Raw genomic sequence first — 13421 nt, 5'->3', positions numbered from 1 at the left:
GTTCTGCTGTCTGATACAAGAGGATAAATTGAATTGATAGAACTCACCTTAAAAATATATAAGAAACAAGTAAACAAGCGTATTTTTTACACTTTTGTCGATATGGCATATCATTCCGTAGATAACCGGAACTGCTTTCCGACTATCTTCCCGTCTCGCCTCATCCAAAATGAAACGAAGAATCCCTTTTTCATCAGCATGGACAGAAAAAGAGATTCTTTACAGAAGAAAAATATATCCGTAGGTAAAATTCCCGGATTAAAAGCCTTCCGGCTTACCGTATGCCTTGAAAAGGCGTTTTATTTCTTTTTGAGTAACCGGCATGACAGTACCGTGGCGAGGATGAAAATCCATGCTGACGGCATGGTCTATTACCTTGAAATTGTCCAAATCGGAACTTTCCGTAAACTGGTATTTTCCTTTCATATAAACATCATACATCAGGATGTACTTATCCGTCCCTATTAACGGGAAAATTCCCGACCCTTCCACCGCTTCTTTTGTCTGCTGCTTATAGTCGTCCGACTCTGTCCATTGACCGGCAGTGAGGGAAGAAGCCGTGGCTTTCTTGATACCGTTTCCATTTCCCTCCGTTTTATAGAACAAATGGTACAGCCCGTCCTTATAGATAATGTCTCCATCGATGCACGACTTTCCGTTTTTCGGAAGGAATAACGGTTTCGGCTCGCCTTCTATATCCGTGAAATCCTTGTTCGCGTAGGCGTAATAGATGACATCCGGACCATTGGCATATTGCATTGACCAGTAAACCATGTATTTCCGGGCTTCTTTATCATAAATGGTTTGCGGAGCCCACACCCGTTTCAGGTTTTCCTGATTCGGATATTTCTTCTGGATATTGACAATATTGGACGTCCAGTGTATTAAGTCTTTCGATTTCAGTAACACCATAGCACGGTTGGAATCCCAGCCATTACCGGATACCATATCGGTAACCACCATATAAAATGTTTTCCCGTCCTCACCGCGCAGAATATGAGGGTCGCGTACCCCACCCGTCGAACTGATTACGCGGGAATCAAGCACCGGTCGGTTACCGTTCAAGGCTTTGTAATTATAGCCGTCAAGGCTGACAGCCATCCGGACCGCCTCCTCACTCATCCGGTTTCCGGTGAAATAAACAAAAAGATAACCTGCATACTGGCCATATCCGGCCGTTACTCCCACAAAGAGGAGTACTAAAAGGAATGCGTATTTTTTCATGTTCGTCCTTGTTTTCATCTTTTATTCTTTATCTGATTAATACTTGAAATCAACGGGTTTTACATATATGCGATATTCGCGAATCATACCCGGATACCCTTTCTCTGCACGGGGAAGATAACGGAATCCCGTTACGGTCTCTTCTTTGTTCAAATCAATAACTAACTGGTGAGGATAGGGCACATTGTCCACTGTCATCCAGAAGGTGGATTCCTGCAGGTCGAAAATCTTATCGGCAGTACGGTTACCGCTGCGCGTCTCTTCACTGTCGGCATAACGGATTTTCCAATGCTCGCGGGAAACCGGCTTACCGTCAGCACCTAGTACGTCCAGCTCCGCAACAGCCGCGATATTGTCATTTGTTTGCGGAGAGAGCGCTTCGAGGCAGAAATAACGTCCTTTCACCGGGGCGTCGAAACAGACCTCTTGCCATCCGTTCCCTGGAGTAAAGATGCCTTCGCACACCACTTTTTCACCTTCCAGCTTCAATTTCTCCCCGTCTTTACGGTGAGTTTTCGGTGCTTTCTCACGTAGCAGGTCGAGAATCGGTTTCTTCAAGCCTTTAACAGAGGTTTCTTCAGGGCCCTTCAAATCCAGAACCAATATTTCATTTTCTCCTTCTTTCAGCCAGCAACCCGGCATAAAAAGTGTCTGTTGAGGACCTATTTCCCAAAAACGCCCCATCGCATGGCCATTTACCCAGACCATTCCTTTTCCCCATGTACTCATATCAAGAAAGGTATCCCCAGTCTTATTAAGTTTGAAAGTACCTTTATAATAAGCCGGCATGGCAGACGGAGCTTTTATTTCATCGTATTTTTTATCTTTGGCAAATGAATAGTCTACCGGGAAATTATATACCGTCCAGTTTTTCAATTCCTTTGCCCGGTTTCCCGAAATGAGTTCCACTTTTTCCGTGACACCTTTACGGTCATGGATAGACTTGTCAAAATTTACACGTCCCATCGCTTCTACGAGAATATCCAGCCGTGTTCCTTTTTCCAGAGCGGGTAAGGTTAAGGTAAACTCTCCCTTGCGACGGTCTAAACGCGCCAATAGCTTGCCATCGGCATATACCTGTGCCCAATCATGCACTTCTGTAATTTTCAACGTGCTTCCTGCAGTAACGGCGTCGGATAAAACGGTCCGGTAAAGGATAGTTCCCCAACCCTGATTGAATTGTTCCATCGGCTGGATGTCTACCGTCTGCCGGGACTCCGGCAGGTTTGAGAAAAGCGGGGCAACTTGGGTCAAACGGAATTCGGGAATCTCGATTACAGGTAAGGCAGCAGGCACTTCCGGCAAAGTGTCACCCGAAGGGAGATAGTTTTTCAACAAATCGCGGAGCAGGAAGTATTTTTCCGTGGTCCATCCCGCCTCGCTTATCGGGGCATCATAATCATAGGAGCTGCACATCGCAGAATATGCCGGATTATTGGCGCCTCCCCAATGCCCGAAGGTGGTTCCTCCGTGGGTCATATAGAGGCTGAATGAGATATTCCGATCGAGCATATCTTTGATGCCTTGTACCATATCTTCCGCAGGGCGGGTTTCATGCTTGCGTCCCCAATGGTCGAACCATCCGCTCCAAAATTCGCTACACATCAGTGGAGTTTCAGGACGAATTTCTTTCAGTTTCTTGAATTGCTGGTCAATATTGGCACCTGTTCCGAAATTAATCGTCCAAATCAAGTCATCGAGCGCGTTATTCGTGAAGTTGCTGCTCCAATCACACTGGAACAGGGGTACACCGGTAAAGCCCGACTCGCGGACCAAATCGCGTACGGCAGCCACATAAGGCTTATTAACGCCGTAAGAACCATATTCATTCTCTACCTGTACCATGATGATGTTTCCTCCTCTGTTTACCTGCAAGGGAGCCAATTGTTTACCGACTTCTTTCATAAAGATACCGACCCGTTCCATATAATAGGGGTCGAGTGTCCGAAGAGCGATGTCTTTTTTCTTCAGCAGCCACCAAGGCAGTCCTCCCATCTCCCATTCCGCACAGACATAAGGTCCGGGACGGACAATAACATACATCCCGTGTTTCTGTACGAGTTTGCAGAATGCGGCAATATCATTCTGACCGGAGAAATCGAACTTCCCCTCTTCCTGCTCATGGATATTCCAAAAGATATAGATGCAAACGGTATTCATTCCCAACGCTTTACACATTTCTATCCGGTGTTCCCAATAAGCTTGGGGAATACGGGTATAATGCAACTCCGCCGCCTTCACGACAAACGGTTTTCCGTCTAACAGGAATGTATTCTTACCGACCTCGAATTTACGGGCTATGGCCTGCGCATGCACACTAACACTACTAAAGAAAATAACAGTAAAAAGTACCAGTAAAGCAATAATTTTGTTTTTCATGGTTTATCTCTAAAATAGAATTTTAATTATATACGGCAAAGGTAGGTGATTCACCTAAAAGAGGAGGGCTAATTATCATTCAAAAAAGGATGGAAATAAAGCAAAAAAAGGCTCGAATGAGCCTTTTTTTGCTTTATACTGTTCCCGGAATCAGGGACAACGGGTTTACAATGAATCAATCTTCTTTCACTAACAAACTTTCCAACTCTTCCGCATTCAAACGGAGATAGAACTGTCCGCGATAGGCTACGGAAATGGCTCCTGTTTCCTCCGATACGATAATGGCATGGGCATCCGACTGTTGAGAAATCCCCATCGCTGCCCGATGGCGCAAACCAAGTTCTTTCGGAATATTCAAATCGTGGGAAACCGGCAGAATGCAGCCGGCCGCCTTAATCCGCTTCTTGCTGATAACCATCGCCCCGTCATGCAAAGGACTGTTCTTGAAAAAGATATTCTCTATCAGGCGCTGGTTGATAGCAGCATCGATTACTTCTCCCGTACGGACTATTTCATCCAGAGGAGTATTATGTTCTATCACTATCAATGCACCGACTTTTTGCTTTCCCATGCTCAGACAGGCCATCACCACAGGCATTATGTCATCATGCTTCAACTCTTCTTTCTTTGACCCGCTAAAAAAATGGGCAAGCGCACTGATATGCCGGTGAGAACCCAGAGTCAACAAGAAACGACGGATTTCATCCTGGAACAAGACAATCAACGCAATTACCCCCACATTCATCAAGGTGTCGAAGATAGAACCCAGCAACTTCATTTCCAGCACTTGGGTTACCACCAGCCAAATCAGGATAAAAACCAGAATGCCGGTGAATACCTTGATGGAACCGGAAGCCTTCATTAATTTGTATGTATAATACAACAGAAAAGCAACCAGCAGGATATCAATAAAATCTTTTATGCCAAACTCAAAAAACACGGTAACAGTTACTAATTACAAATTACTAATCACGAACAAGAAATACCGGCAACCAATATCCGCCTCCTCTTCTCCTATTCGTCATACCCACTCTCTTCTTTTATTTTTTCCGTAATCCGGACAGCTTCCACCGCCTCACGCACATCATGCACCCGCAAGATATTCGCTCCTTTCATTAATGCAACGGTATCCAATACGGTTGTCCCGTTTAAAGAATCCTGCGGAGTTCCTCCCAATAATTTATAAATCATCGACTTTCGGGACACTCCGACCAGCAAAGGGAGCTCAAATATACGAAACTCTTCAAGATGCGCCATCAGCTCGTAGTTATGCTCCAATGTCTTCCCGAAACCGAATCCCGGATCAAGTATGATGTCTTTCACCCCCAAATCACGCAATTGCTGGACTTTACGGGAAAAATACAGGAAAACTTCCTTTATCAAGTTCTCATAACGGGGCTCTTTCTGCATGTCCTGAGGAGTTCCCTGCATGTGCATCATGATATAAGGCACCCCCAGCCTTGCCACCGTCCGGAACATCCGGTTATCCATCTCGCCGGCGGCGATATCGTTAATGACGGCAACACCGTATTCCTTCACACACCATTCGGCTACATCGGCGCGGAACGTATCTACGGAAATTACGGCATCCGGATGATTACGATTCAGAATCTCCAACCCCGTACGCAATCGTTTCATCTCTTCCTCCGCCGATATGTGTTCCGCATTCGGACGTGAGGAATAGGCGCCTATATCAATAATGGAAGCACCTTCGGCAATGATTTGGCGGGCACGAGCGGCAATGTCTTCCTCCGTCTGCATCCGGCTGCCGGCATAAAAGGAATCGGGAGTTACATTCAGGATACCCATCACCTTCGGGACGGAAAGGTCGAGCAACTGCCCTTTTACATTAATATAAGTAGGAAACATCGGTCTCATCATTGATTGTATTCTTTTAGATTGTTGCAAATGTAGAGAAATAATCCGAAAGAATAATCTATCTTTGCAGCGTTTTTAAATAAAAGAAGGCCTATGGAACTTTCTGCTCTCTACCAAATTTTTCTGGATTGCCAATCGGTAACCACCGACAGCCGGAACTGTCCGGACGGTTCGCTGTTCATTGCCTTGAAAGGCGAATCATTCAACGGCAACGCATTCGCCGAGTCCGCATTGCAGAACGGTTGCGCATTCGCTGTTATCGACGAGCCCGAATACGCCATAGAAGGCGATTGCCGATATATCCTTGTAGACAATTGCCTGCAAACCATGCAACAACTGGCGAACTATCATCGCCGGCAACTCGGTACACGTATCATCGGCATTACCGGAACCAATGGAAAGACCACGACCAAGGAGTTAATCTCTTCCGTTCTCTCCCGGACATACCACATACTTTACACTCAGGGAAACTTAAACAACCACATCGGTGTGCCCATGACATTGCTGCGGCTGAAACCGGAACATGAGATTGCCATCATAGAAATGGGCGCCAGCCACCAGGGAGAAATCCGGTTTCTCTGTGAAATCGCCGAGCCGGACTATGGCATCATCACCAACGTAGGCAAAGCACACCTGGAAGGTTTCGGGTCCTTCGAAGGAATTGTCAAGACTAAGGGAGAATTATACGACTTTCTCCGAAAGAAGGGTAATTCCACGATTTTCATCCACCACGACAATCCGTATCTGACGAGTATAGCCGAAGGACTCTGCCAAATACCTTACGGAACTCAAAACAATCTATATGTCAATGGGCACATCACCAGCAATTCTCCTTACCTGACTTTCGAATGGAAAACCGGCGGAAACGGTGAGCCTCATCAGGTACAAACACAGTTAATCGGGGAATACAACTTTCCGAACGCTCTGGCAGCCGTCACAATAGGATGTTTTATGGGAGTGGAAGCCGACACGATAGATAAAGCGCTGGCCGGGTATGTCCCCCAAAACAACCGTTCCCAACTCAAGAGAACCGAGGACAATACACTTATCATCGACGCATACAACGCCAATCCTACCAGTATGACAGCCGCCTTGGAGAATTTCCGGAACATGGAAGTTCCTCACAAAATGCTGATATTGGGAGATATGCGCGAGCTGGGTTCCGAAAGCCTGAATGAACATCAGAAAGTGATTGATTACATACAAAAGAATAATTTCGAGAAAGTGTGGCTGGTTGGGGAACAGTTTGCCGCCGCCCGCCATTCTTTCAGGACTTATACAGATGTGCAGGAACTGATAAAAGACCTGAAAACCGGCAAGCCTAAAGGACATACCATTCTCATCAAGGGTTCCAACGGGATTAGGCTAAGTTCCATAGTGGATTATTTGTAGAAAAACACATCCGCAGGAACGGCCCTTCCGACACTTACCGCTGATTTGATTTCATCATACGGGGACGGACAACGTAATACGCAATCAGGCTCGCAAGTATCGCCCCCGTGGAATTAGCGGCAAAATCCAGCCAGTCTCCCCCGCGGTAACTGGTGCAATATTCCTGCAACAGCTCTACACAGCCGCTGAACAATACGGGACAAAGAAACGCGCCTACCCATGCATGCCACAAAGGCGCTTCATCACGACGGTGCGCACGTAAAAACTCCAGCCATAACATCCCCGACATACCGAAATACATGCCGATATGGACCAATTTGTCAAAGTTGGGAATCTCGCTCAAATCCGTTTCAGGCGGTTTAAAAAACGAAAGATAGATTACTGTCAGGATTATAAAAAGTGAGACAGGGTATTTCTTAATATACGATAGCATATCTAAATAATATTACAGATTATGTGCAAATATAAGTATCATTTTCTATATTTGCACAATTATACGTACATTTTATAACGATTTGTAAGAGAAAACAAGATTTATGGCAAAAAGTGACAGAGCAAATTTCGGAAGTAAATTAGGCGTAATACTTGCTTCTGCCGGTTCGGCAGTAGGATTAGGCAATATTTGGCGGTTCCCCTACGAAACCGGAAACCACGGAGGCGCCGCCTTCATACTTATCTATCTGGGATGTATCTTTCTGCTGGGGCTCCCCATCATGGTTGCCGAGTTCCTGATAGGACGCCGCTCAAGAGCCAATACGGCAGGAGCTTATCAAAAACTGGCTCCCGGCACTCATTGGCGTTGGGTAGGACGAATGAGCGTACTCGCCGGATTCCTGATTCTCAGTTATTACACAGTAGTGGCAGGCTGGACGCTCGAATATATCTTTGAAGCTGCCACTAACGGTTTTTCGGGGAAAACGTCCGAAGAATTCATCACTTCTTTCCAAGCATTCTCCAGCAATCCCTGGCGACCGACCGCTTGGTTGGTCGCTTTCCTGCTGCTCACTCATTTCATCATCGTGAAAGGGGTGGAAAAAGGCATTGAAAAGTCTTCCAAGATAATGATGCCTACACTGTTTATCATCATAGTCATCCTGGTTGCCTGTTCGATTACCCTGCCGGGAGCCGGCGCAGGTATCGAGTTCCTGCTGAAACCCGATTTCAGCAAAGTGAACGGGAATGTATTTTTAAGCGCTATGGGACAGGCCTTCTTCTCTCTGAGCCTGGGAATGGGATGCCTCTGCACATACGCTTCCTATTTCAGTAAAGAGACTAACCTGACAAAGACTGCTTTCAGCGTGGGAATCATCGATACCTTTGTCGCGGTACTAGCTGGATTCATTATTTTTCCAGCGGCTTTTTCCGTCGGCATACAACCGGACTCCGGTCCAAGCCTTATTTTCATTACCTTGCCCAATGTATTCCAGCAAGCATTCGGGGGAATACCGGTATTGGCTTACCTGTTTTCCGTAATGTTCTACGTATTGCTGGCAATGGCTGCATTGACTTCCACCATATCCTTGCACGAAGTAGTGACCGCCTATCTGCACGAAGAGTTTAACTTCTCCCGCGGGAAAGCAGCCAAACTGGTTACCGGCGGATGTATCTTCCTCGGCATTTTCTGTTCGCTGTCACTCGGAGTAACCAAAGAATTCACAGTCTTCGGGTTGGGCATGTTCGACCTTTTCGATTTTGTCACAGCCAAAATCATGCTTCCGCTCGGTGGGCTCTGCATCGCCCTCTTTACCGGATGGTATCTCGATAAAAAAATCGTCTGGTCGGAAATCACTAACGACGGTTCAATAAAAGTGCCCGTGTACAGGCTGATTATCTTTATTCTAAAATATGTTTCCCCGGTTGCTATTTCACTGATATTCATCAATGAGCTGGGATTAATCAAATTATAATGTGGAAAGACTTTTTTTATTTCACTAAAACAGAACGACAAGGAGTTATCGTCCTTGTCGTTCTTGTTATAGGGGTATTTTCAATTCCCCGCCTATTACAAACAGATTCTGTTTCCTCAAAAGACCCGTTTGAGGAAGACGAGAAATTCAAGCAAGATTACGAACAGTTCATTTCATCCGTCAATGAGTTGAAGTCCCGGAAAGAGGCTGCCGGAAACTCGCTGCAAACTCGTACGTTCCCTGAAACCAAGCTCGTACGGTTTGACCCGAATACCGCGGATTCTCTGACTTTCCTGTCACTGGGATTACCTCCCTGGATAATTAAGAATATCCTGCGCTACCGCAACAAACAGGGGAAATTCCGCCATCCGGAAGACTTCCGGAAAATATACGGCCTTACAGAAAAACAATATCAAAAACTATCTCCTTACATCCATATTGCCACACATGCCGCAACCAAAGATACGGTACGGTTATTAACCGTAAGAGAGGTGCCGCGGGATACGGTTTTCAAATATCCGTCCGGTACTGTAATCGAGCTCAATGAAGCTGATACCACCGAACTTAAAAAGATTCCCGGCATCGGAAGCGCCATCGCCCGGATGATTGTAAATTACCGGAAACGCCTGGGAGGCTTTTACCGAATAGAACAGTTACAGGAAATTCATCTAAAAACGAATATATTGCGTCCCTGGTTTTCCATCAATCCCGGACAAATCCGCCGTATAAACGTCAACACGGCAAGTATAGAACGAATGATGCATCATCCGTACATCAATTTCTACCAGGCCAGGATTATCGCAGAATACCGGAAGAAGAAAGGAAGACTGAAAAACATGAAGCAACTATCATTGTATGACGAATTCCTTAAGACTGATTTTGAACATCTCGAACCTTATATTTGTTATGATTAATAAAAAAGATGCATTCCTATCACACCAGACAAGAATGCATCACACACAAACAAAACAAACACTCTACTATCATCTTCACAGACTTCTGTAGAGAAGCGACTATAAATATATAGCTAAAAGGCAGAATACATACAAGCATCTCCCTCTTTGGTATATATTTTTAGAAGTTCCGTTCTTTTATTAATCTTTTTTAATCATGCCGTCTACGATATGCACCGTCCGGTCGGTAATCCCTGCAAGTCCCTCATCATGGGTCACTATCACGAAAGTCTGCCCCAGCCGGTCACGCAAGTCAAAAAACAATTGGTGTAAATCTTCTTTATTATGCGTATCCAGGCTGCCGGAAGGTTCGTCCGCCAGAATAACGGCCGGCTCATTGATGAGGGCGCGTGCCACCGCCACCCGCTGTTTCTCGCCTCCCGAAAGCTCGTTCGGTTTATGGGAAGCCCGATTGGCCAAACCCATAAAATCCAGTATTTTGACAGCACGTCCATTGGCCTCTTTTGAAGAGATGCCTGCTATGAATGCAGGAATCATCACATTTTCCAAAGCTGTAAATTCCGGCAGGAGCTGATGAAACTGAAAGACGAAACCGATATTCTTATTGCGGAAAGCGGAGAGTTCTTTCTCTTTCATCCGGCTGACGAGGGTTCCGTCAATCTGTACGCTGCCGGTATCCGGCTTGTCCAACGTCCCCATTATCTGCAATAGGGTAGTTTTGCCTGCACCGCTCGGTCCGACAATACTGACTATTTCACCTTTGTTTATCTCCAGGTCAATACCTTTCAAGACCTGCAACGTTCCGAAACTCTTCGTTATTCCTTCTAATTTTATCATGGTAATCTACAATCGTTTAATGACGTATTCGGCCAGGTAACAGCCAAACACTGCCGGCATATAACTTACTGTTCCGCAGGTCGACTTCTTATTCTGTTCATCATCGGTCAGCAACACAGCCGCAGCATCCGCCTGTTCCGTGCTGAATACCACCGGTAGTTTCCGTTTCACGCCCATCTTCTGCAAACGTTTCCTGACGGCTTTGCTAAGACCGCAATGGTACGTATCCCAAATATCGGCAAAGCGGACCTGAGTAATATCACTCTTCGCCCCCGCCCCCATGCTGGAGACAATCCTGATATGCCGCTTCATCGCCTCATATATCAGAAAGCACTTCGGGCTGATTGTATCAATCGCATCTACGATAAAATCATACCTGTCCGCATCCAGTAATTGCGGTATATTCCCGTCTTTCAGATAGACAGGCAAGACGTTCAGTTCGATATCCGGATTGATATCCTTATACCGGACAGCCAGGACCTCCGTTTTCAGCATTCCCAACGTAGAGTGCATAGCGGGTAACTGCCGGTTTATATTCGTGGGTTGCACAGTATCGGCATCCACAATGGTCATTCTGCCGACTCCTGCACGGCAAAGCATCTCGGCGGCATAAGCTCCTACTCCGCCGAGTCCGGCCACTAATACATGCGCCTTCCGGATACGGTCCGCTTTTTCTGTCCCCAGCAGGAGTTCCGTTCTTTGTCGCCAGTTTTCTTCCATCAGTTTTTCTTCAACCATTTGTAGAACCATTTGCCGACCTTCTCATAATGCTGAGACTCGTTATACCCGCGCGGATCGGAGAAAGACACAATTTCCTGTGGTTCTCCGAACTGGTCCGGATACAAGATTATCAGGCTGTTGTTCGAGAAATATTTTCCAAGTTGCGAGGGCAGACGCTCAAAAGAAGTATCATAAGAAATAGAACCGCGACGGGCGGAGATAATGACCAGCAAATGGTCGTAGTTCACTTGCCCCGTTAACAACAGGAGGTCGTCCCACTCATCCAGAAGAGTAAACTCCGTAGGGGTTCCCGCATACTTTTTCTTTACCAACTGCTGGAGGCGCGCCAATGTACGTTCGTTCGCAAAAAAGTGCACGCGGCATCCCAGAATACTTCCCATCCGGCAGAAATGTTCCACCCATTTGGAGAAACCGGTCTCATATTCGGCTTTCGGGGGAACAGCAATATTTATCCGTCGTAACGTATTGACCGGCATCAAGAATTTGGCTATCATAACCTCCCGATGCGTCCCCTTCAACAGGCTTTCCGCCAGATGCCCGAAAAAAGAATCGACAATATTCGCTTTCCGGTGCAGACCGATTACTATATCCGTAGCCTCATATTCCTTAATGGTATGGATAATCCCCGAAGCAATGTTCAAATCATAACGGCTCACCATATTTACCGGCACATCGGCAGCAGCGGCAATCATCGCGGCTTTTTCGAGGTTGCGTTTTCCCTGCAGTTCTTTCTTTTCCGAACTGTTGCTGTCATTAATGACATTCAACGCTATCAACCCGTTCTTCTGCTTGGAATCCTTTATTACCAAGGCCAGATTAATCAAATCCTCTATTGTATCCGGATTAGCGACCGGAATCAATATCTGCTCGACAGTTTTCTTGCCGCCTTGCTCTTCCGGATGGACGTCTTCATCCATAGCGAAACGACGGGCGGAACGTTCCGTTACCAAAGAACTGATAACACAGGTGAAAAGAATCATCACCACAGTACCGTTCAGCACGTCATCATTCAGCAACCGTTCGCCGTTTTCCATTATTATCTCGTGCCCAATCAATACCGCTGCAAGCGTAGCGGCCGCCTGTGCGTTACTAAGCCCGAACATCATGCTCCGCTCGTTAGGCTGCATGCGGTAAATTTTCTGCGTCATCCAAGCAGCCAACCATTTGCTTAGGGTAGCTACTACCGTCATGACAACGGCAACTTTCAACGCTTCCCCTTCGGTAAACAAACTCCTCACATCGATAATCATCCCGACTCCGATAAGAAAATAAGGAATGAACAAAGCATTCCCGACAAATTCCAGCCGGTTCATCAAAGGCGACACGTGGGGAATCAAGCGGTTCAACACCAACCCGGCAAGAAAAGCTCCCAGAATCCCTTCCATTCCGACAAACTCCATCAATCCGCCTCCAAGGAAGACCATCGCCAACACGAAAACGAACTGCATGACGTTATCATCGTACTTACGGAAAAACCAACGGCCGATACGAGGGAAAAAGAAAACGATGAGGAAGCCCAAGAAAGCGACTTTCACCACCAGGAACAACCAGAAAAATCCATCGACCGTCCCTTTGAACATCCCCCCTATGACAGCAAGGATAATCAGGGCAAGGGTCACGGTAACCGCCGTTCCTCCAATCGTTATGTTGACGCTACGCAGACGGGACAACCCATATCTGCTGATGATAGGATAAGCAATCAATGTATGGGAAGCATACATGCTGGCTAACAAGACCGAAGTAAGAAAACCGTACCCCAGCATGCTCATACTGCTCCAGACTCCCAACACCATAGGAACCAAGAAGGTGAGCCAGCCGAATACGAAACTTTTTGCCCGGTTTTTCTTAAAATCCTCCATATCCATTTCAAGTCCGGCAAGGAACATGATATAATAGAGCCCCACCTTGCCGAATAATTCGAAACTGCTGTCTCGGTCTAACACGTGAAAACCGTATTCACCGATTACCACACCCGCCAGAATCATACCTATAATATGAGGGATATGAAGACGCCCTAAAATCATCGGAGCAAAAAGGATAATAATCAATACCAAAAAAAACACCCAAGTCGGATCGGTTATTGGTAACGTAAAGTCAAAGTCAAACAGGTTCATAGGCTGTATTTTTAGGAATTCCCTGCAAAGGAACA

General features: G+C 46.2%; 11 protein-coding genes. 3 read left to right on the top strand and 8 right to left on the bottom strand.

Going from position 1 to position 13421, the window contains the following annotated elements; genetic code table 11:
• Positions 1–258: 258 nt before the first annotated feature.
• From Q5076_RS06305 to folP, 4 genes are all read right to left on the bottom strand, one after another.
• The gene (locus Q5076_RS06305) at positions 259–1224 is read right to left on the bottom strand and encodes a glycoside hydrolase family 43 protein (protein ID WP_303011782.1); all 966 of its coding nucleotides are present in this window, start codon (positions 1222–1224) and stop codon (positions 259–261) included.
• A 36-nt stretch (positions 1225–1260) separates the two neighbouring features.
• A complete protein-coding gene (locus tag Q5076_RS06300) occupies positions 1261–3603 on the bottom strand; it encodes a beta-galactosidase (RefSeq protein ID WP_303011781.1) in 2343 nt (780 codons plus the stop codon).
• Between the two features lie 175 nt (positions 3604–3778).
• Positions 3779–4543, bottom strand: a complete 765-nt coding sequence (gene cdaA, locus Q5076_RS06295; protein ID WP_303011780.1) for a diadenylate cyclase CdaA — start codon at positions 4541–4543, stop codon at positions 3779–3781.
• A 74-nt stretch (positions 4544–4617) separates the two neighbouring features.
• On the bottom strand, positions 4618–5484 hold the full coding sequence (folP, locus tag Q5076_RS06290) for a dihydropteroate synthase (protein WP_303011779.1): 867 nt from the start codon (positions 5482–5484) through the stop codon (positions 4618–4620).
• A gap of 90 nt (positions 5485–5574) precedes the next feature.
• On the opposite strand from folP, the gene murF reads away from it, so the two are divergent.
• Positions 5575–6873: a UDP-N-acetylmuramoyl-tripeptide--D-alanyl-D-alanine ligase gene (gene murF / locus Q5076_RS06285; protein ID WP_303011778.1), complete on the top strand. Its 1299-nt coding sequence runs from the start codon at positions 5575–5577 to the stop codon at positions 6871–6873.
• A 34-nt stretch (positions 6874–6907) separates the two neighbouring features.
• Here murF and Q5076_RS06280 read toward each other — a convergent pair whose 3' ends face one another.
• Positions 6908–7306 (bottom strand): hypothetical protein, encoded by a 399-nt coding sequence (locus tag Q5076_RS06280; RefSeq protein WP_303011777.1) that lies wholly within the window; start codon positions 7304–7306, stop codon positions 6908–6910.
• Between the two features lie 103 nt (positions 7307–7409).
• Between Q5076_RS06280 and Q5076_RS06275 the strand changes: the two genes are divergently transcribed.
• Both Q5076_RS06275 and Q5076_RS06270 read left to right on the top strand, forming a co-directional pair.
• Positions 7410–8780 carry a sodium-dependent transporter gene (locus Q5076_RS06275; RefSeq protein WP_303011776.1) on the top strand — a complete coding sequence of 457 codons (1371 nt, stop codon included), beginning with the start codon at positions 7410–7412 and terminating at the stop codon, positions 8778–8780.
• Positions 8780–9694 carry a helix-hairpin-helix domain-containing protein gene (locus tag Q5076_RS06270; RefSeq protein ID WP_303011774.1) on the top strand — a complete coding sequence of 305 codons (915 nt, stop codon included), beginning with the start codon at positions 8780–8782 and terminating at the stop codon, positions 9692–9694. The genes Q5076_RS06275 and Q5076_RS06270 overlap by 1 nt, the downstream gene beginning before the upstream one ends.
• Positions 9695–9874: 180 nt before the next feature.
• Here Q5076_RS06270 and Q5076_RS06265 read toward each other — a convergent pair whose 3' ends face one another.
• The 3 genes from Q5076_RS06265 to Q5076_RS06255 are packed head-to-tail and all read right to left on the bottom strand — an operon-like array spanning position 9875 to position 13386.
• Positions 9875–10531, bottom strand: coding sequence for an ABC transporter ATP-binding protein (locus Q5076_RS06265; protein WP_303011772.1), 657 nt, complete (start codon positions 10529–10531; stop codon positions 9875–9877).
• 6 nt (positions 10532–10537) lie between these two features.
• Positions 10538–11269, bottom strand: a complete 732-nt coding sequence (locus tag Q5076_RS06260; RefSeq protein ID WP_303011771.1) for a tRNA threonylcarbamoyladenosine dehydratase — start codon at positions 11267–11269, stop codon at positions 10538–10540.
• Positions 11251–13386: a cation:proton antiporter gene (locus tag Q5076_RS06255; protein WP_303011770.1), complete on the bottom strand. Its 2136-nt coding sequence runs from the start codon at positions 13384–13386 to the stop codon at positions 11251–11253. Before Q5076_RS06255 ends, Q5076_RS06260 begins: the two co-directional genes overlap by 19 nt.
• Positions 13387–13421 lie beyond the last annotated feature (35 nt).

Source organism: uncultured Bacteroides sp., from assembly GCF_958445495.1.
Classification (GTDB): domain Bacteria; phylum Bacteroidota; class Bacteroidia; order Bacteroidales; family Bacteroidaceae; genus Bacteroides.
This window is presented reverse-complemented; position numbering and strand designations above follow the sequence as displayed.

What these genes read in the sequence shown, in the direction of transcription:
- murF (WP_303011778.1), top strand. Translation starts at nt 5,575, where the DNA reads ATGGAACTTTCTGCTCTCTACCAAATTTTTCTGGATTGCCAATCGGTA.
- Q5076_RS06275 (WP_303011776.1), top strand. Translation starts at nt 7,410, where the DNA reads ATGGCAAAAAGTGACAGAGCAAATTTCGGAAGTAAATTAGGCGTAATA.
- Q5076_RS06280 (WP_303011777.1), bottom strand. Translation starts at nt 7,306, where the DNA reads ATGCTATCGTATATTAAGAAATACCCTGTCTCACTTTTTATAATCCTG.
- Q5076_RS06260 (WP_303011771.1), bottom strand. Translation starts at nt 11,269, where the DNA reads ATGGTTGAAGAAAAACTGATGGAAGAAAACTGGCGACAAAGAACGGAA.
- folP (WP_303011779.1), bottom strand. Translation starts at nt 5,484, where the DNA reads ATGATGAGACCGATGTTTCCTACTTATATTAATGTAAAAGGGCAGTTG.
- Q5076_RS06265 (WP_303011772.1), bottom strand. Translation starts at nt 10,531, where the DNA reads ATGATAAAATTAGAAGGAATAACGAAGAGTTTCGGAACGTTGCAGGTC.
- Q5076_RS06270 (WP_303011774.1), top strand. Translation starts at nt 8,780, where the DNA reads ATGTGGAAAGACTTTTTTTATTTCACTAAAACAGAACGACAAGGAGTT.
- Q5076_RS06305 (WP_303011782.1), bottom strand. Translation starts at nt 1,224, where the DNA reads ATGAAAAAATACGCATTCCTTTTAGTACTCCTCTTTGTGGGAGTAACG.
- Q5076_RS06255 (WP_303011770.1), bottom strand. Translation starts at nt 13,386, where the DNA reads ATGAACCTGTTTGACTTTGACTTTACGTTACCAATAACCGATCCGACT.
- Q5076_RS06300 (WP_303011781.1), bottom strand. Translation starts at nt 3,603, where the DNA reads ATGAAAAACAAAATTATTGCTTTACTGGTACTTTTTACTGTTATTTTC.